At 67.5% G+C, this 19000-nt stretch carries 18 protein-coding genes; 10 read left to right on the top strand and 8 right to left on the bottom strand.

All coding sequences use genetic code 11. The features are described 5' to 3' along the window. Positions 1–92: 92 nt before the first annotated feature. Complete coding sequence (locus C8D03_RS18485; RefSeq protein WP_181301087.1) at positions 93–2336, bottom strand: glycoside hydrolase family 3 N-terminal domain-containing protein; 2244 nt, start codon at positions 2334–2336, stop codon at positions 93–95. Between the two features lie 188 nt (positions 2337–2524). Between C8D03_RS18485 and C8D03_RS18480 the strand changes: the two genes are divergently transcribed. Both C8D03_RS18480 and C8D03_RS18475 read left to right on the top strand, forming a co-directional pair. After that, positions 2525–3154 carry a YitT family protein gene (locus C8D03_RS18480; protein WP_108048452.1) on the top strand — a complete coding sequence of 210 codons (630 nt, stop codon included), beginning with the start codon at positions 2525–2527 and terminating at the stop codon, positions 3152–3154. Positions 3155–3253: 99 nt separating this feature from the next. Further along, positions 3254–4426, top strand: a complete 1173-nt coding sequence (locus C8D03_RS18475) for an alpha-hydroxy acid oxidase (RefSeq protein ID WP_108048450.1) — start codon at positions 3254–3256, stop codon at positions 4424–4426. A gap of 116 nt (positions 4427–4542) precedes the next feature. Here C8D03_RS18475 and ettA read toward each other — a convergent pair whose 3' ends face one another. Next, positions 4543–6195, bottom strand: a complete 1653-nt coding sequence (gene ettA, locus C8D03_RS18470; RefSeq protein ID WP_108048448.1) for an energy-dependent translational throttle protein EttA — start codon at positions 6193–6195, stop codon at positions 4543–4545. Between the two features lie 174 nt (positions 6196–6369). Here ettA and C8D03_RS26515 point away from each other — a divergent pair, with 174 nt between their 5' ends. The 4 genes from C8D03_RS26515 to C8D03_RS18450 all read left to right on the top strand — a co-directional run bounded on the left by C8D03_RS26515 (position 6370) and on the right by C8D03_RS18450 (position 9421). After that, entirely contained in the window at positions 6370–6915 is a 546-nt protein-coding gene (locus tag C8D03_RS26515) for a hypothetical protein (protein WP_181301085.1), read from the top strand. A 135-nt stretch (positions 6916–7050) separates the two neighbouring features. Further along, positions 7051–8013 (top strand): Bug family tripartite tricarboxylate transporter substrate binding protein, encoded by a 963-nt coding sequence (locus tag C8D03_RS18460; RefSeq protein ID WP_108048444.1) that lies wholly within the window; start codon positions 7051–7053, stop codon positions 8011–8013. A gap of 173 nt (positions 8014–8186) precedes the next feature. Next, complete coding sequence (locus C8D03_RS18455; protein ID WP_248308525.1) at positions 8187–8960, top strand: MBL fold metallo-hydrolase; 774 nt, start codon at positions 8187–8189, stop codon at positions 8958–8960. 125 nt (positions 8961–9085) lie between these two features. Next, positions 9086–9421 carry a hypothetical protein gene (locus tag C8D03_RS18450; RefSeq protein WP_108048440.1) on the top strand — a complete coding sequence of 112 codons (336 nt, stop codon included), beginning with the start codon at positions 9086–9088 and terminating at the stop codon, positions 9419–9421. 48 nt (positions 9422–9469) lie between these two features. Here the strand turns inward: C8D03_RS18450 and C8D03_RS18445 are convergent, their stop codons facing one another. Together C8D03_RS18445 and C8D03_RS18440 are read right to left on the bottom strand one after the other, a co-directional pair. Then, positions 9470–11278 (bottom strand): monovalent cation:proton antiporter-2 (CPA2) family protein, encoded by a 1809-nt coding sequence (locus tag C8D03_RS18445; protein WP_108048438.1) that lies wholly within the window; start codon positions 11276–11278, stop codon positions 9470–9472. A 90-nt stretch (positions 11279–11368) separates the two neighbouring features. Further along, a complete protein-coding gene (locus C8D03_RS18440; protein WP_108048436.1) occupies positions 11369–12382 on the bottom strand; it encodes an aldo/keto reductase in 1014 nt (337 codons plus the stop codon). Positions 12383–12580: 198 nt separating this feature from the next. Here C8D03_RS18440 and fliK point away from each other — a divergent pair, with 198 nt between their 5' ends. The 4 genes from fliK to mog all read left to right on the top strand — a co-directional run bounded on the left by fliK (position 12581) and on the right by mog (position 16205). Next, positions 12581–14143, top strand: coding sequence for a flagellar hook-length control protein FliK (gene fliK, locus C8D03_RS18435; RefSeq protein WP_181301083.1), 1563 nt, complete (start codon positions 12581–12583; stop codon positions 14141–14143). Further along, positions 14140–14445, top strand: coding sequence for an EscU/YscU/HrcU family type III secretion system export apparatus switch protein (locus C8D03_RS18430; RefSeq protein WP_108048434.1), 306 nt, complete (start codon positions 14140–14142; stop codon positions 14443–14445). The genes fliK and C8D03_RS18430 overlap by 4 nt, the downstream gene beginning before the upstream one ends. Next, complete coding sequence (locus C8D03_RS18425) at positions 14442–15572, top strand: GNAT family N-acetyltransferase (RefSeq protein WP_108048432.1); 1131 nt, start codon at positions 14442–14444, stop codon at positions 15570–15572. The genes C8D03_RS18430 and C8D03_RS18425 overlap by 4 nt, the downstream gene beginning before the upstream one ends. Positions 15573–15659: 87 nt before the next feature. Further along, the gene (gene mog / locus C8D03_RS18420) at positions 15660–16205 is read left to right on the top strand and encodes a molybdopterin adenylyltransferase (protein WP_108048430.1); all 546 of its coding nucleotides are present in this window, start codon (positions 15660–15662) and stop codon (positions 16203–16205) included. Between the two features lie 3 nt (positions 16206–16208). Here the strand turns inward: mog and C8D03_RS18415 are convergent, their stop codons facing one another. The 4 genes from C8D03_RS18415 to C8D03_RS18400 all read right to left on the bottom strand — a co-directional run bounded on the left by C8D03_RS18415 (position 16209) and on the right by C8D03_RS18400 (position 18990). Continuing rightward, entirely contained in the window at positions 16209–16847 is a 639-nt protein-coding gene (locus C8D03_RS18415; protein WP_248308524.1) for a flavin reductase family protein, read from the bottom strand. Positions 16848–16851: 4 nt separating this feature from the next. Then, entirely contained in the window at positions 16852–17781 is a 930-nt protein-coding gene (locus C8D03_RS18410; protein ID WP_108048426.1) for an N-carbamoyl-D-amino-acid hydrolase, read from the bottom strand. 87 nt (positions 17782–17868) lie between these two features. After that, positions 17869–18441 (bottom strand): glutathione peroxidase, encoded by a 573-nt coding sequence (locus C8D03_RS18405; RefSeq protein ID WP_108048424.1) that lies wholly within the window; start codon positions 18439–18441, stop codon positions 17869–17871. A 159-nt stretch (positions 18442–18600) separates the two neighbouring features. Continuing rightward, positions 18601–18990, bottom strand: a complete 390-nt coding sequence (locus C8D03_RS18400) for a response regulator (RefSeq protein WP_054210767.1) — start codon at positions 18988–18990, stop codon at positions 18601–18603. Positions 18991–19000: the final 10 nt, after the last annotated feature.

Below are 19000 nucleotides of genomic sequence, written 5' to 3'. Positions count from 1 at the left end.
ACGCAAGCGTCCGAGTATCACGCCATCAAAGGATTGACCGAAAATTGATCCTTGTCGAGACCAAAGGACGAGCAGGCAACATAGCCTAACGGTCAAGACTTGGTCAGAAGCACTTGCGTCATCACCGAGATTTGAGACGAACCACCGAGATATATCTCGACCTCGCCGGGATCGACCTTGTAACGACCCTCCTCGTCATGGGCACCAAGCCGCGCCGCATCGAGCCGGAAGTGCAGCGTGCGCGTCTCGCCGGCCCGCAGCATCGGCTTGTCGAACGCCTTCAGTTCGCGCAGCGGTCGCGAGCGGCTGGCGACCGGCTGGCGGATATAGAGCTGCACGACCTCCTGCCCGTCGCGGGACCCGCTATTGGTGACGTCGACCGAGACCTCGACCGTGCCGTTCAGCGCCATGCTCGGCTTCGAGACGCGCGCATTGGCATAAGCGAAGCGGGTATAGGAAAGTCCGTGGCCGAAGGGGTAGAGCGGCTCGTTGGCCTCATCCATGAAGATCGATTCATAGCGCTGGCGGATCTTTTGCGGCCGCCCCGTCGGAAGCTGGTCGTAATAGACCGGGATCTGCCCGACCGAGCGCGGGAAGCTAATCGGCACCCGGCCAGACGGATTGACCTTGCCCGTCAGGATGTCGGCGATGGCGGTGCGCCCTTCGGTGCCGCCATGGAAGGTCTGCAGGATCGCCGCGACATGCGCGTCGGCCCAGGTCAGCACCAGCGGCCGCCCCGTCGCCAGCACCAGCACCACCGGCTTGCCCGTCGCGACCAGCGCCTCCAGCAGCTCCTGCTGTACGCCCGGCAATCCGAGATGGGTACGCGAGGCGCCCTCTCCCATGAACTCGCAATCCTCGCCCAGCATGGCGACGACGAGATCGCTGGCCGCAGCCGCCCGGATCGCCGCCTCCTTGTCGGCGAATGCGGTGCCGCAGGCCTTGGTGAAGGCAGGCTCATAGGTGACGGCGACATCAGCCGGAAGCCGCTCCTTCAGCGCCTCGGGCAGAGCCTGCACGACGCGGCGCCCCAGCCCGGCCGGGTCGGTCCAGACGCGCTCGTCCTCCGGCCGCGCCATCGCGCCGATCACCGCGACCGATGTGACGGAAGGCCCGATCGGCAGCGTGTCGCCCGCGTTCTTGAGCAGCATCGCCCCATCCTGCGCGGCCTTCAGCGCGACCTCGCGCGCGGCCTGCGTCTGCATCAGGGCCGGCGCCGCGGCAGGATCGACATCCGGGCGATTGAACAGGCCGAGATGGAACTTGACCCGCAGCACTCGCCGCACCGCCTCGTCCAGCGCCTTCATCGGCACGCGCCCGGCCTTGACCTCGGCGGCCAGGTGTTTGTGGTAGACGTCGCCCATCATGTCCATGTCGATGCCGGCGAGCAGCGCCTTGCGCGCCGCCTCGGCATCGTCCTTGGCGATGCCGTGCAGGCGCAGCTCCGTGATCGAGCCGAAATCTGAGGTGACGAAGCCCTTGAAGCCCCATTGGCCGCGCAGCAGGTCGGTCAGCATGCCGCGATGCGCCGTCGCGGGCATGCCGTTCAGCGCGTTGAAGGCGGCCATCGCGGTCATCGAGCCGGCCTCGAACGAGGCCTTGAACGGCGGCAGGAAGACGTCATGGAGCTGGCTCGTGGGGATCCAGGTCGAGTTGTAGTCACGCCCGGCCTCGGCCGCGCCATAGCCGACGAAATGCTTGACCGAGGTCGCGACGCCGCCACGCTGGTAGCCGCGGGTGCGCGCCGCCGCGACGACCGAACCGAGAAAGGCGTCCTCGCCCGCGCCCTCGAGCACCCGGCCCCAGCGCGGATCGCGCGAGATGTCGACCATCGGCGCAAAGGTCCAGTTGATGCCGGCGGCCGAGGCCTCGCGGCCGGTCCAGTAGGCGGCCTGCTCGATCAGCTTCGGATCCCAGGTCGCCGCCTGGCCGAGCGGCAGCGGGAAATAGGTCGAGAAACCGTGCACGGCGTCGAGCCCGATGATCAGCGGGATCTTCAGCCGCGTCTCCCGAACCGCCTTCTGCACCGCAAGCACCTCGGCCGGCACGACGAAGTTCATCACCGCCCCCATACGGCCGGCCTTGACCTGGTTGATGTCGAAGCCTTCGCCGCGCCCCGACAGGTGCAGTTGCCCGACCTTCTCCTCCAGCGTCATCTGCCGCAGCAGCCCGTCGATCCGCCGCTCGATCGCGGCGGCCTCGCGGCCGGTCTTCCAGCCGACCGCCAGCGGAGCCGCTACCTGTGAGGCCGCAGCCTGCTGGGCCCGGGCCGACGGGGCGAAGGCCGGGGCGGCGAGGCAGCAGGCGAGAAGCGTGGCGGCGAACCGCAGGGTCATGGAGAACATCTTTCGGCGGGAGACCTGGAGGGGCCGGTGCGGCAAGAGGGTGCGGGAAGACGCGTGACGAATGTCGAGCGCCGCCCTACAGGAATGAACCCGCTGGCTCAACCTTGGACCGGCCGGGCTGGCTCGGCTGTTGCATCGCAGGCTTCGCCTGAACGCCTCCTGAATCGGACCCGCACGCCATGTCGCAGACCGCCGCCCCTTTCGCCTCGTCGACGGAGCGGCACAGGCTCTACGAGGACGCGCTCGCGATCCTGCTCGGCACGCTGATGGTCTCGATCGGCATCGCGCTGTTCTCCAAGGCGATGATCATGACCGGCGGCGCGGCAGGACTCGCACTTCTGCTGCAATATGCGACCGGCCTCGAATTCGGCCTGCTCTTCTCGGTGATCAACCTGCCCTTCTACTGGCTCGCCTTCCGGCGCATGGGGCTGGGCTTCACACTGCGCACCTTCATCGCGGTCGGCATCGTCTCGCTGCTGGTGCAAGCGACGCCGCTCTGGCTCGACATCGCCACGGTCCAGCCGATCTACGCCGCGCTTGCCGGTGGCAGCACGATGGGGCTCGGCCTGCTCGCGCTCGCGCGCCACCGTACCGCGATCGGCGGCGTCAACATCCTCGCGCTCTACCTGCAGGAGAAGCACGGCTGGCGGGCCGGCTGGACCCAGCTCGCCATCGATGCCGGCATCTTCCTCGGCGCGCTGTTCGTCCTGCCGCTCGACAGGCTGGCGGTCTCGCTGATCGGCACGCTTGTGCTCAATGCGGTGCTCGGCATGAATCACAAGCCCGGGCGTTACATGGGCGTGTCCTGAGCCAGCCGCCCGCCCGCGGCGAAACCCGCGGCCTTGCGCGCCGGCACGCGGCATGCGAATCACCCGGCCGGGTGACCCAACGCGACGAGGCTCCAGACCATGGCCCAGCCCCTGACCATCGAAGACCTGCGCATTCTGGCGAAGCGCCGCGTACCGCGCATGTTCTACGACTACGCCGATTCAGGCGCCTGGACCGAGGGCACCTACCGCGCCAACGAAACCGATTTCCAGAAGATCAAGCTGCGCCAGCGCGTCGCGGTCGACATGACCAACCGCACGCTGGAATCGACCATGATCGGCGAGAAGGTTTCGATGCCGGTCGCGATTGCCCCCACGGGCATGACCGGCATGCAGCACGCCGACGGCGAGATTCTCGCCGCCAAGGCGGCAGCCAAAGCGGGCGTGCCCTTCACCCTCTCGACGATGAGCATCTGCTCGCTCGAGGACATCGCCAGCCATGTCGGCAATCCCTTCTGGTTCCAGCTCTATGTGATGAAGGATCGCGACTTCAGCGCCCGCCTGATCGAGCGGGCCAAGCGGGCCGGCGTCTCGGCTCTCGTCCTGACGCTTGACCTCCAGATCCTCGGCCAGCGCCACAAGGACATCCGCAACGGCCTCTCCGCACCGCCGAAGCCGACGCTCGCCAACCTGATCAACCTGGCCACCAAGCCACGCTGGTGCCTGAAGATGCTCGACACGCCACGGCGCAGCTTCGGCAACATCGTCGGTCACGTCTCGGGCGTCGCCGACATGTCCTCGCTCTCCTCATGGACCGCCGACCAGTTCGACCCCAAGCTGGATTGGGACGACGTCAAGCGCATCAAGGAGCAATGGGGCGGCAAGTTGATTCTGAAAGGCATCCTCGACCCCGAAGATGCTGAAATGGCAGCGCAAAGCGGCGCCGACGCACTGATCGTCTCCAACCATGGCGGCCGCCAGCTCGACGGCGCGCTGTCGTCCATCGAAGCGCTGCCATCGATCGTCGATCAGGTCGGCAACCGCATCGAGGTGCTGTTCGACGGCGGCATCCGCTCGGGCCAGGACGTCATCAAGGCGCTGGCACTGGGCGCGCACGGCACCTTCATCGGCCGCGCCTTCCTCTATGGTCTGGGCGCCATGGGCGAGGAAGGCGTGACCCGCTGCCTCGACATCATCCGCAAGGAGCTCGACGTCACCATGGCGCTCTGCGGGCTGAGGGATGTGAAGGATGTCGATGGGCGGATATTGCTGGGTGGGCTCGAAGGGGCAATCAAACGGTTTTCCGCCGTCTGAGCCTCAAGCCACTCCTTTCCTAATTCAGAGCGCACGCGCAAGCGGGCGGATCAGAACGAAAAAAGCCCCGCGGTAGCGAATCTACCACGGGGCTTTTTGAATCTGATATCAAAGCCTCACCGCGAGAACTTCTTGTACTGGATTCGCTTGGGGATGGTGGAATCGATCCCCAGCCGGCGCTTCTTGTCTTCCTCGTAATCGGCGAAATTGCCCTCGAACCACTCGACATGGCTGTCGCCCTCGAAGGCGAGGATATGGGTCGCGATCCGGTCGAGGAACCAGCGATCATGGCTGATGATCACAGCGCAGCCGGCATAGTCCTCCAGCGCCTCTTCCAGCGCCCGCAGCGTATCGACGTCGAGATCGTTGGTCGGTTCGTCGAGCAGCAGGACGTTGGAACCGGCCTTCAACATCTTGGCGAGATGGACGCGGTTGCGCTCACCACCCGAGAGCGAGCCGACCTTCTTCTGCTGGTCGCCGCCCTTGAAGTTGAAGGTCGAGCAATAGGCGCGTGAGTTGATCTCGCGCTTGCCGAGATAGAGGATATCGTTGCCGCCCGAGATCTCCTCCCAGACGTTCTTCTTGTCGTCGAGCGAGTCGCGGCTCTGGTCGACATAGCCGAGCGTCACGCTCTCGCCGATCTTGATCGTGCCGGAATCGGGCTTGTCCTGGCCGGTGATCATCCGGAAGAGCGTGGTCTTGCCGGCGCCGTTGGGGCCGATCACGCCGACGATGCCGCCCGGCGGCAGCTTGAAGCTCAGACCGTCGATCAGCAGCTTGTCCTGGAAACCCTTCGACAGGTTCTCGAAATCGACGACGTTGTTGCCGAGCCGCTCGGCGATCGGGATGATGATTTGCGCGCCGTCCGGTCCCTTGTTGTTGGCCTTCTGCACGAGTTCGTCATAGCGCTGGATACGGGCCTTGCTCTTGGCCTGGCGGGCTTTTGGCGACGCCAGCACCCATTCCTGCTCGCGCTCCAGCGTCTTCTGACGGGCGACGTCCTCGCGGCCTTCCTGGGCCAGGCGCTTCTGCTTCTGCACCGACCAGGCCGAGTAGTTGCCCTCATAGGGAATGCCCTGGCCGCGATCGAGCTCGAGGATCCAACTGGTGACGTTGTCCAGGAAGTAGCGATCATGGGTGACGATCAGGATCGCGCCCGGATAGGTCCGCAGATGGCCTTCGAGCCAGGCGGTGGTCTCAGCGTCGAGATGGTTGGTCGGCTCGTCGAGCAGCAGCAATTCGGGCTGCTCCAGCAGCAGCTTGCACAAGGCGACGCGGCGGCGCTCGCCGCCCGAAAGCTTGGAGACCTCCCAGTCGTCGGGCGGACAGCGCAGCGCATCCATCGCCTGGTCGACCTTGGAGTCGAGATCCCACAGGCCCTTGGCCTCGATCTCGTCCTGCAGCTTGGTCATCTCGTCGGCGGTCTCGTCGGAATAGTTCATGGCGAGATCGTTGTAGCGATCCATGATCGCCTTTTGCGGGGCGACGCCGAGCATGACGTTGTCACGAACGTTCAGCGTCTCGTCGAGCTTGGGCTCCTGCGGCAGGTAGCCGACGCGGGCTCCCTCGGCGACCCAGGCCTCGCCGGTCCATTCCTTGTCGTAGCCGGCCATGATCTTGAGCAGCGTCGACTTGCCGGCGCCGTTGACGCCGAGCACGCCGATCTTGGCGTCGGGATAGAAGGACAGGTGCACGTCCTTGAGGATCTGCTTGCCGCCCGGATAGGTCTTCGACAGGCCGCGCATATGGTAGATGAACTGACGGGACATAAGCGTGCAGGCTCCGCTTGCGGACTGATGGTCGCAGGTGTCGGGAAATCTGGCGCGTATGTAGCGAGACCCGGCCGCAGCCGCAACCGGCATGCCGCCGGATGCGGCCGCGATTGCGCCGGCGCCGGCAGCCTGAATAATACGCGCTGGACAACGGCTACAGGCGAATCTGACGTGTCAGGTGAAAACGGCAAGGCGCCGATCGAACTGCGGCTGCATGACGGCGCCCAGCTCTTCAACACCCTCGATCCCTTCCCCTTCCGCGAGGGCGACGTCGCGGCCGATGCCGAGCGCTACATCGTCGAATGGGCGCAGGAGCTGCCGAAGGACGAGCCGATCTCAATCGTCATTCATCTCCAGTCGCCGGGAATGACCGGCAAACCCGGCCCGGACCTCGCGACCGCGCTGACGAGCTGGTTCGGTGCAAAGGCCCGTTCCGAGGCCCAGGCCCTGCGCGAGCTCTTTCGCGACGGACGCCTCGCCTTCCTGATCGGCTTCGCCGGGCTCGCCCTGTGCCTGTTCCTCAGCTTTGTCCTGACTCAGCGTTTCGAGGGCCCCTTCGCCCGCGTGCTTCAGGAGAGCCTGGTCATCATCGGCTGGGTCGTGATCTGGCGCCCCGCTGAGATCTTCCTCTACGACTGGCTGCCCCTCGTGCGCCGTCGGCGGCTGTTCCAGCGCCTCGCGGAGGCGCGGGTCAGCGTCAAGCTGTCGCCACCCTGACCCGCCTTGCGTCGGCGCGGCATTTCCTGAACACCGAACACTGTATGCAGCATATCTTGAGAGCTGGCTGAAAGCTGTTTAGTCTCTCCGCAGGACCGCCTGATCTGAGCTGCGGCCGATCCCTGGGGAGGGAACATGAAAATCATCGTGAAAGCCGCGCTTGGCGCGGCAATGCTGTTGGCCGCCGGCCCGTCCTGGGCCTTCCCTGACCGCCCGGTGCAGTTGATCGTGCCCTGGGCCGCCGGTGGTGGCATGGATGCGGTGATGCGGATCTTCGGCGCGGGCTTCGAAGCCGAGTTGAAGCAGCCGGTCAACATCGTCAACCGCACGGGCGGCGGCGGCCTCACCGGCCATACCGCGATCGCCACCGCGACGCCGGACGGCTACACCATCGGCGGCATCAGCCCCGAAATCTCCTTTTTCAAGACGCTCGGGCTCGGCGATATCACCATCGACAGCGTCGATTCCTTCTCGCGTGTCTCGCTCATCCCGGCCGGCGTCACGGTCAAGGCCGACAGCCCGATGAAGACGGCAGCCGACTACATCAAGGCGGTCAAGGACAACCCCAAGGGCACCTTCATGGCCTCGGGCACTGGCGTCGGCGGCTCCTGGCACATCGCCTCGGGCGGACTGCTGAAGGCGGCAGGGCTCTCGGCGGATGCGGTGCGCTGGGTGCCCAGCAATGGCGGAGCTCCGGCGCTGCAGGATCTCGCTTCTGGAGGCATCAGCGTCTTTACGGGGTCGCCGATCGAGGCCAAGGCGATGCTCGACGCCGGGCGCGTGCGGACCATCCTGCTGATGACCGAGGAGCGCCACCCCAACTTCCCGGACGTGCCGAGCGCCAAGGAGGCCGGGCTGGACTGGACCTACCAGAACTGGTTCGCGCTCGCCGCGCCCAAGGGCCTCCCAGCCGACCGGCGCAAGATCCTCTTCGACGCGGCCGAACGCACCATGCAGCGTCCCGAGATTCGCAAGGCGATGGCCGATCGCGGTATCACCCCGGTCTGGGACAAGCCCGCCGAATTTGCCGCCTATGCGAAGACCTTTACCGAGCGCGGCAACGGCATCCTCAAGGAGCTTGGCCTGGCCAAGGAGTGACTCGACGAGGACTGAACCGGCCTCGGCGGGCCGCGCTTTCACAAACGCGACATCGCCTCGCCGCCCCGCTTCCCTTCGGCCCGGACCATGCATCACACTGGCCGGGCCGAAACGGAGGGAGGAGACGGATGCGACGAGCGACGCCGTGCGCGAGTGCCCTCCGGTTTGGCCTGATGGCCTTGCTGACCGCCTGGCTGGCCCCCCCGCCCGCCCGCGCCCAAGCCGACGAACCCGGCTGCCGGCCCGACATGGCTTCGCTGGGGCTGCCGATCCGGCGCGCCAATCTGGCGAAGGACGAGGTCCGCCTCACCTTCGTCGGCCACGCCACCTTCCTGATCGAGACGCCGGGCGGCGTGAAGGTTGCGACCGACTACAACGACTATGTCCGGCCAAAGCTCACGCCCGACATCGCCACGATGAACAAGGCCCATTCGACCCATAATTCGCGCAACCCCGATCCCGCCATCAAGCAGGTGCTGCCGGGATGGGACCCGACGGGCGCGGGTCCGGCGAAGCACGACCTGACGATGGGCGACCTGCGCGTCCGCAACGTCCCGACCAATATCCGTTCCTATTCGGGATCGACCGATTTCGACGGCAACTCGATCTTCGTCTTCGAGATCGGCGAGCTCTGCATCGCCCATCTCGGCCATCTGCATCATCCGCTCGAGCCCGGCCATCTGCGCGCGCTCGGCCGCGTCGACGTCGTCCTGTTTCCTGTCGACGGCAGCTACACCCTCGACCAGGAGGGCATGCTCGACGTGCTGAAGTCCCTGCAGGCGCGGGTGATGATCCCGATGCATTTCTTCGGCGGCGGGACGCTGAACCGCTTCCTCGCGCGCTCGCAGGACCTCTGGCCGGTCGAGCGTCGCGAAGAGCCGGTGATCACAGTGACCAAGGCGGGGCTGCCAGCGAAGCCGACCGTGATCGTCCTGCCGGGCCACTGAAGCCCGCGCCGCTGCCGCCTTTCGGGCGTTAAGCTCCCGGTCAGCCTGCTCGCAGGCTTCCGTTGCGCGAGGCTGCGACTTCGGCATTCTGACAGGCGTCCGATCGTCCATCAGGAAGCCCTGCGATGAAACGCGCGCTCGTGATCGCCTGCCTGTCGACCGCCCTGCTGCTGCCCGCCACAGCGGAAGCCGCCAAGGCGCGGCTCGGTGGCAAGAGCAGCACCACATCGTCCACCGAGGGATCGGGCGGCAAGGGCCAAAGCCTCATGGTCGTGCCCGGCGCGGGCAGCGCGATGGCCGGAACGGCGAAGGCCGCCGACCACGCCCCCACGCGGGTGCCCTTCCCGCCTTCCTCGGCGCCCGCCCCGGCCCCGGCCCTGATGCAGCTGACCGTGAATGACGCATCCAAAATCTGGTGCCGCAGCGAAGTCGTCGTCGGCGGCTTCTGCGTGCTCAACTAGAGCCGCCGCCTTCCCGCGAAGCCGGCGCCGGCTGTCCAGGATAACTGCTCAGAAATCGCTGATGTCGTCAGGCACGTTGCCATGGATCTTGCCGGCGGTCTTCGGCTTGGTCAGCGGCGCCGGGATCGGTGCGTTGCCGCGGATCAGGTTGACCCCGGCATAGATGTCGCTGGCGACCTGCAGGTCGAGCCGTTCCTCGTCGCGCCGGCGAACGTCCTCGGCGATCTCGACCGCCTCCTCCTGCGGCACGCCCATGCCGAGCAGCACGGCCGTGCCGAAAGCCATCGCGGATTCGAAAGTCTCGCGGATCTGGAACTCGACGCCGGCGCGGATCAGGTCCATCGAATGGCCGCGATCATAGGCGCGCACGAACAGCTTGGCGTGCGGGAAAGCCTCCTTGGCAACCGCGACGATGCGGTTGGCGGTATCGCGGCTCTCGACGCAGACCAGGATCGCCTCGGCCCGCTCCGCGCCGGATGCGTGCAGGATCTCGGCCCGCGTGCCGTCGCCATAATGCACTTTGAAGCCGAAATCGGACGCCGCCTTGATCAGCTCGACATCGACCTCGATGATCGACACGCTGAAGCCGCGCGCCAGCAGCGCCTGGCTGGCGACCTGTCCAAAGCGGCCAAAGCCGATGATCAGCGCCCGGCCATTGAGGCCGTCGGCCAGATCGACGCCGTCGAGTGACGTCTGTTCCGCCGGCATGAAGCGATCGAGCGCGATCGCCAGCAACGGCGTCAGCGCCATCGAGAGGATCACCGTCGCGCTGGCGACGGCATTGACCTGTGCGTCGAAGATGCCGGCAGACAATGCCGCCGCATAGAGCACGAAGGCGAATTCCCCGCCTTGCGAGAACAGCGCGACGCGCGTGATCGCCTCGCGCGTGTTCGAGCGGAACAGCTTTGCCACGATGAAGATGCCGAGCGCCTTGACCGACATGAAGGCGATGACCGCCAGAGCGATCAGGCGCCATTGCACGGAGATCACGCCGAGATCGAGCGACATGCCGACAGCGAGGAAGAACAGGCCGAGCAGGATGCCGCGGAACGGCTCGATGTCGGCCTCGAGCTGGTGGCGGAAGCTCGATTCCGACAGCAGCACACCGGCAAGGAAGGCGCCCATCGCCATCGACAGGCCGCCGAGCTGCATCGCCAGCGCCGAGCCCAGCACGACGAGCAGGGCCGCCGCGGTCATCACCTCCCGCGCCTGGGCCAGCGCCAGCAGGCGAAACATCGGATTCAGCAGATAGCGCCCCGCGATGACGAGGCCCGCGACGCAGGCGACACCGATGCCGAAAGACAGCCAGCCATCGCCCGCATCCCCCCTGGCCGGGGCGAGCAGGGCGACCACGGCCAGCAGCGGCACGATCGCGAGATCCTCCAGCAGCAGGATCGAGACCGCCTGCTGGCCTTGCGGCGTCGAGGTTTCGCCGCGCTCGTTCAGCATCTGCATGACGACGGCGGTGGAGGACAGGACGAAGCCCATGCCGGCCAGGAAAGCCGTCGGCAGCGGCAGCCCATAGGCATAGCCGACGCCGGTCAACAGAGTGCCGCAGAGCGCGACCTGGGCGACGCCGAGGCCGAAGATCTCGCGCCGGAGGTTCCACAGCCGCGACGGCTGCATCTCGAGCCCGATGATGAAGAGGAACATCACGACGCCGAATTCGGCGACATGCAGCACCGATGCGGGGTGCGCGAAGAGGCCTAGCCCATAGGGCCCGATGATGAGGCCCGCCGTGAAATATCCCAGCACGGAACCGAGCCCGAGGCGCCTGAACAGCGGCACGGCAACGACGCCCGCCCCCAGCAGACTGACGACCTTGATCAGATCGCCGGTGACGCCCTCGACTGCCATCCACTCCCCTTCCGGTTCAGCGCCGCCGCACGGCGCAACCACGCTCAGTTAGGTGCGCCCGGCCCGCAAGGCAATTGTCTTGCCGAACCGTCAGCCGCCGGTCCGGCTCGGGCGGCCCTCGACGGGGTAGGCCGGGTCGCTGTAGCCCGGCGTCGAGGGGTGCCCCGCCGGGACGAGCGAATTCACCAGCGCCTCGTCCTCGTCCGTAAAGACGACGTCGAGCGCGGCGAGATAGGCCTGCCATTGCTCGATCGTTCTCGGCCCCGCGATCGCCGCGGTCAGAAGCCTGTTGTTGAGGACCCAGCCCACGGCGAACTGGATCGGCGTCATGCCGCGTGCGGCTGCATGGCCCTTGATCGTCTGGGCGATGACGAGGCTCTCCTCGCGCCACTCCGTCTGCATGATCCGCCTGTCGGCACGGCCGGCACGCGTGCCTTCGGGCGGCGCCTGGCCGGGCTCGTATTTGCCGGTCAGCACACCGCGCGCCAGCGGCGAATAGGAGGCGACCCCGAGCCCGTAATAGCCGCAGGCCGGCAGGTGCTCGACCTCGGGCATCCGGTTCATCGCGTTGTAGTAGGGCTGGCTGACGACGGGCCGGTCGATGCCGAAATCATCGCAGAGCCGGCAAATCTCGGCGAGCCGCCAGGAGCGGTAGTTCGAGACGCCGAAATACCGGATTTTACCCTGCTGCAGGAGGTGCCCGATCGCCCGCACCGTCTCTGCCAGCGGCGTCGCCTGATCCTCTTTGTGGAGATAGTAGATGTCGATGAAATCGGTGCCGAGCCGGCGCAGGCTGTCGTCGCAGGCCTGCAGCACCCATTTGCGCGAGAGCCCGCCCTGGTTGGGCCCGGAGCCGAGCGGGTTCGCCAGCTTGGTCGCGAGCACCCAGTCATGCCGGCTGGCCGCGATCGCGCGGCCGGTAATCTCCTCGGAGCGCCCCTCGGTATAGACATCGGCCGTGTCGATGAAGTTGATGCCGGCCGCGCGGGCATGGTCGATAATCGCGCGCGAGCCGGCCTCGTCGGTCGCGCCGCCGAACATCATCGTCCCCAGGCAGAGCGGCGAGACCTTGAGGCCGGACCGGCCGAGCTGGCGATATTCCATCGAAACACTCCCATGCCTTCGGGCAAACCGGCCCGCCTGCCGGGGACCCTGCCCCAGCGTCGCGCCACGCACCAGCGCCTCGGGCGCAGCCGCACCCTGCAAGGCGCGCGGCAAGACGTTCGCCCGCGTGTCCGCTGCCGCAAGGAAATGCTTAATCTTTCGTGCCACGGTCTTGCATCGCCGTCACGGTCGGAGCCGATGAACCTCGCCACGCTCGTCCAGAGCCAGTCCCTCGCCACGCTGCTGCAGGCACTCGCGCCGACGACGGAGCTTGCGCCGGGCAAGACGGTCGTGGCGCGCCTGCTCGCCTTGACGGCCGATGGCACGGCGACCGCGCAGGTCGGAGGCGACACGATCGCACTCGTGCTCGAAGGTCCGGCCGCCCGGCAGAGCGCGCTGCAGCCGGGCGCCTCGCTTGTCCTCAGGCTCGACGCCGCCGACGAGCCCGGCACGGGTCTGCGCGCGACGCTGGTCGAGGTCCGCCCTCCGGGCGCCCAGGCATCGCAGCCGGGCACACCGACACAGCCTGCCCCAGCGACAGCGGCTACACCGACGCCGGCCCAGGTCGCCGCCGCGGCATCGTCCGCCCCGTTACGGGGCGAAGCTGCCGTCGCCGTCGCCCGCAGCGGGACAGCCCCACTTCCATCTCCGGTGCTCCCTGCGACGCAGCCCGCCGCCCTGCGGGCGGAGATGCCCACGGCCCGCGCCTCGACATCCGGATCGACAGCCTCGCCCTTGCCAGGCGCGGTAGCTGCTCCCCAGGCCTCCGCCCAGACGGCGACGCCCCGCGCGCTCGCCGGGCCGCTGATCGGACCGGCGCTGGCGCGGCAGGACAGCCTCGCGCCGCTTTTGGCCAACATGCGCGCGCTGGCCGATGGCTCGGTCTCGCTCGCCCTGCCGAGGCCACTGCTCACGCTGATCGACCGGGTGCTCGCACAGGCGATTCCCGTCGAACGGAACCCGGTGACGGCGCAGGTGCTGAAGACAGCGATCCAGGGTTCCGGCCTCTTCCTCGAGGCGCGTCAGGCCGATGGTCGGCCCTTGCCGCCAGCGGGCGACCTCAAGGCCGGCTTGCAGGCACTGCGGGATAGCCTCGCCCCGCTGGTCCAGGCCCTCTCGCCGCCGGCCGCCAAGCCGGCTCCGCCGGGGCCCTCCATCGCCGCGCCCGATCTGTCGCAGCCGCCGGACCACGCCGCCAAGCCTGGCCCGCCCCGCCGCGACGGTGCGCTCGTGCCCCAGCCCATGGTCGAGCCGAGCCTGTCGGCGGGCGAGAAGCCGCTCGCCATCGCCGAGACGCTGCTGGCGCAGACCGACGCCGCGCTCGACCGGATCAAGCTCGCGCAATTCGCCTCGCTGCCGCCGGAAGGCCCCCGTGCCGAGGCGCAGCACGGCCAGCGCTGGCTCACCGAACTGCCGCTCGCCTTCCAGAACGGCACGACAATTCTGCCGCTGCAGATCGAAAAAGAGCCGCCGCGGCGTGACGCCGATGGCGTGGCCGGTCCGCTCTGGCGCGTCCGCTTCGCCCTCGATGTCGAGCCGATGGGGCCGCTGCAGGGCGTCGTCACCCTGCAGGGCCGCAGCGTAGGGATCACGCTCTGGGCGGAGCGGGAAGAGGCCAGCAGGCTGCTGCGTGGCGCCTCTCCCGGCCTGGAGGCGGCGCTGGCCCACGCACAGTTCGAGAACGGCACGATCGATATCCACACCGGCCACCCGCGCGTCGCCCAGCCGACGGCCGGCCAATTCCTCGACCGCATGTCATGACGCTACCCTCAGACCGACCCTCCCCTCGCCAGATCGCGGTCGCGCTCGAATATGACGGGCAGGGCGCGCCCCGCGTCACCGCCAAGGGCCGCGGCGAGCTGGCCCAGCGCATCGTCGAGACCGGCCGCGAGCATGGCGTCGCAATCGAGGAGAATGCGGTGCTGGCGCAGGCGCTCTCGGCCGTCGAACTCGACGACCAGATCCCGGAGGAACTCTACCGCGCGACCGCGCAGGTGATTGCCTTCGTGCTGTCGCTGCGGGGCGACATGCATCGCCATCAGCGGGACGGCCACACATCTTGAACACGGGTATCGTCGTCAGGCGCATCCGCCCCGCCGATTATGCCGGCTACGGCCCGGCTTTCGCCGAGCTGGCGGCACGCGCGCTCGAACCTAATCCGCATATGTCGCCCGCTGCCGCCGCGGCCGCCCGCGTCGTCGTACCCGAGGACCGCATCGTCATCCTGGCCGCCTGGCTCAGCGAGGCCCTGGGTTCGGAACGCCTCGCCGGCATCTGGGCCCTGCGCCGCCAGCGCGACTGGCGCTCCGGCTTCGCTCCGGCGCTGGTCGCGCCGATCCTGCCGCTCTACGAGGTCTCCTCGCTGCCCGTCATCGATCGCGACCGGGCCGACGATGTGATGCAGGCGCTGTTTCGCCATCTGCTCGCCGCGGGCGATCTGCCCCGCACGCTGGCCTTGCCGCTGCTTGCGCTCGAAGGCCCGTCCTTCGCCGCGCTGACGGAAGCCTGCCGTGTCACCGGCAGCCGGCTCTCCACCTATGAGCGCTGGCAGCGCCCCGTCATGCGGCCGGAGCCCGGCGACGATGCCGAGCGCTATCTCCGGCGCGCCTTGGGCCAGAGCTACAAGAAGCGGATGCAGCAGTTCCGGGCCATCGGCCGTCATGGTGAGATGAGCTTCCGGCGTCTGCGCGGATCGGCCGCCCGGGACGCCTTTTCCGGTTTTCTCGCGCTCGAGGCAGCCGGCTGGAAGGGCCAGGCCGGCACGGCGATCGCCCGGCTGCCGCAGGCCTCGGCCTATTTCGACACGCTCGTCGCACTGTTTGCAGACGCCGATGCCTTGCAGATCGACATGCTCCTGCTCGACGGTCATCCGCTGGCCATGGGCCTGCTGGTCGAGAGCGCCGGCACGCGGCATTTCCTCAAGATCGCCTATGACGAGAGCCAGGCGCGCCATTCCCCCGGCCGCGCCCTGACCATCGCCATGCTGCAGGCCGATTTCGCCGCCACGCCGCCGGCCTTCTTCGACAGCGGCGCCGGAGACGGCGTCGATGCCGGCACCTATGTCTGGGGCGAGCGCCGCGCCATGGGCAACGCCATCATCGGCCTCGGCGGCGGCGCGCCCGACATGCCCCGGCTGGCGGCCAGCCTGCGGCGGGGTCTGCGCCGCCTCCGGGCGCAGTTGCAGCGCTGACGCGCGAGAATTCGGTGGCATCGGCCCGGCCGATCGGCCACATCTGCCCGAACCTCTCGGCAGGAACTTGCGGCAGGAACTTGCGACATGACCACCGCGATCAGGATCGGCATCGTCACCGTGTCCGACCGTGCCTCCGCCGGCATCTATGCCGATGAAGGCGGCCCGGCCATCAAGGCCTATCTCGACAGGGCCCTGACCTCGTCCTGGACGGCGGTCCCGCGCGTCATTCCCGACGATCGCGCCCTGATCGCCAGCACGCTGACCGAACTCGCCGACGAAGAAGGCTGCTGCTTGATCGTCACCACCGGCGGCACCGGCCCCGCCCCGCGCGACGTCACCCCCGAGGCGACCGAGGACGTCATCGAGAAGCCGATGCCCGGCTTCGGCGAGCTGATGCGCCAGGTCAGCCTCGCCAAGGTGCCGACCGCGATCCTGTCGCGCCAGACTGCCGGCATCCGCGGCCGCTCGCTCATCGTCAACCTGCCCGGCCGGCCGCGCGCCATCGCCGAATGCCTGGATGCGGTGATGCCGGCGATCCCCTACTGCATCGACCTGATCGAGGGCCCTTATCTGGAGACCGATCCGGCCGTGATCGCCGCCTTCAGGCCGGGTCAGAAGCCGAAGGGGTGACCCTCAGCCCCGCGAGGCCAGCCATTCGGCATAGCTGCCGCGCCTCATGTCGAAGCGGTCGTTCTGGCGCGAATAGCCATCGCCGAACATCCGGCCCACAGGCTTGTACTCGCTCATGCTGACCCTGAGCGTTGCCGGATCGACCAGCCCCTCCCGCGCATGGATGCGCACCACCTCGCCGATCAGCAGTTCGCGCGTCGGCGTGAAGGCCATCGAGACCGTCTTGCGGCATTCCAGCGCGAAGGGAGCCTCGGCGATGCGCGGCACCCGAATGTCGACGCCCGGCAGCAGCGACAGGCCCGCCGCCTCGATCTCGCTGACATCCGGCGGGAAATCGACGGCGCAGATGTTCATCGCCTCCGCCAGCGCCTCGTCGACGAGGTTGACGACGAATTCGCCGGCCGCCGCGATGTTGCGGGTCGTATCCTTCGGGTCGTTGCCAGGTTTGTGCTGGAGGCCGAGCACGATCAGCGCCGGGTCTTCCGAAAAGACGTTGAAGAAGCTGAACGGCGCCGCATTGACGATGCCCTCCGCGGACAGCGTGGTGACCAGCGCGATCGGGCGCGGTGTGACGCTGGCGCAGAGCAGCTTGTAGCGCTCGCGCGGAGCGATCTCGGAGAAGGCGACGGTGAAGGCGCTCACCGGCTCACTCCGGCTCGACCACGCCGACCTGAGTGGTGATCGAGCCATAATGCTCGATCCGGCGATGGCGCTTGAAGTCGAAGATCGTCTCCTTGCCGAAGCGGGTATCGTCGAGGTCGCAAGGCACGACGATGATGCCGTCCGCCTCGCCTTCAAGCTCGGCGACGATCTCGCCATCGGGATTGACGATCAGCGTCCCGCCCATCAGGTGGTTGCCGTCCTCGTCGCCGGCCTTCGCCACAGCTACCACCCAGCAGGAATTCTGGTAGGCCCCGGCCTGCACCGAGAGCCGGTGGTGGAAGAGGCGCTGCGCGATGCCCTCGCCGCCCTTCTGCGAATTGACCGACGGCGTGTTGAAGCCGAGCACGATCATCTCGACGCCCTGCAGCCCCATCACGCGATAGGTCTCCGGCCAGCGCCGGTCGTTGCAGATGCACATGCCGATGAGGCCGCCCATTGTCCGCCAGACCGGGAAGCCGAGATCGCCCGGCTCGAAATAGCGCTTCTCGAGATGCTGGTGCGAGCGGCTGTCATCGTACTCGACATGGCCGGGCAGATGAATCTTGCGGTACTTGCCGACGATCGCACCCGCCTTGTCGACGATGATCGAGCTGTTGAAGTGGCGGCCCTCCGGCGTCAGCTCGGCATAGCCGAAGCTCATGCCCATGCCGTATTCGCGCGCCTTGTCGAACAGCGGCTGCACCTCGGTGTTCGGCATCGCGGCCTCGAACCACGGATCGGCCTCGGCACGATCCTCATGATACCAGCGCGGGAAGAAGGTCGTCAGCGCCAGTTCCGGATAGACGATGAAATCGGCCCCCTTCGCCTTGGCTGCCTCCATCAGCCCGATCATGCGGGCGACCACCTCACGCCGCGTCTCGGCTTTCTGGATCGGCCCGAGCTGGGCGGCGGCGACGGTCAGGATGCGGGACATAAAAACCTCGGCGGGCAGGCGGTGACGACCCGAGCGGCTTAGCGAAAAGGATGCCAGCCGCCTATCCCCGCATCATGCGGGCGACGCTCAGCCCGCCTGCAATTCCTGCCCGATGGCACGCACGAGCTGAGGGCCGACAGGATCGGTCATCGAGGAATAGCCGCCGATCAGCTCGCCCGAGCGACCGACCAGGTATTTGTGGAAGTTCCAGCGCGGCGCTTCTGTCGGCCGCTGCGCGGCGGCCCAGCGATAGAAGGGATGCGCATCTGGCCCCTTCACCGCCGTCTTCTCCGCGAAGGGAAAAGTCGCGCCATGGCTCTGCCGTGCCGCCTCCGCGATGGCGGCGCCCTCGAGCGGCTCCTGCCCGCCGAAATCATTGCTCGGCACCGCGATCAGCATCAGCCCGCGCTCGCGATAGCGCTGCCAGAGCTGCTCCAGCGTCGCGAACTGGCCGGCGAAACCGCATTGGGTCGCAGTGTTGACGATCAGGACCGGACGGCCGCGATAATCCGCCAGCGGAAAGGCCCCGCCGCCAATGCGCTGGAAGGAAAAGGACGAGGCGGAGGGCACGCCCTGCGCACCGACGACGCCGCTGCCGAACGCCGGCAGCGCCCCGGCACCGGCCAACAATCCCAGAACCTCGCGACGCCGCACTGACATGGCCGGTCTCTCCATCGTCCCGGGCGCGCTTCGCTTGCCCGGTTTCGCATCATGCTCCCTTCTACGACCGGGATGCAAAAATGGATGCGCCCCGCGGCCTGTCGGCCCGGGGCGATCATCGCCGAACGGAAAGCTGTGTGAGCGGCGGGGGAGACTCGTTCAGGAGCTGAGCGACAGGACCTTCTTCACGCGCACCTCGAGATCGCGCAATTCATACGGTTTCACGACGTAATGGTCGGCGCCATTGGTGGTCGCCTCGTCCATCTTGTCGACCGAGCGCTCCGAGGTCGCCATGATGATCTTGATCTGGTTCAGCTCGGGCACCGAGCGAATGGCGCGCAGCAGGTCGATGCCGCTCATGCCGTCCATGTTCCAGTCGAGCAGCAGCAGGTCGTAGCGCTTGCTCTGCATCTTCATCAGGGCCTCGCGGGCATTCTCGGCCTCGTCGATATCCTGAAACTCGATCTGCTTCAGGAAGTAGGTCGCGAGTCCGCGCATGCTCTTCTGGTCGTCGACCACCAGAATCCTGTACTCGCTTCTCGCCTTCATAACGCTCTCC

Origin of the sequence: Bosea sp. 124, assembly GCF_003046175.1 — a bacterium.
GTDB lineage: Bacteria > Pseudomonadota > Alphaproteobacteria > Rhizobiales > Beijerinckiaceae > Allobosea.
Note: the sequence above shows the minus strand (reverse complement) of the source record. Positions and strands in the feature narration are given on the sequence as shown.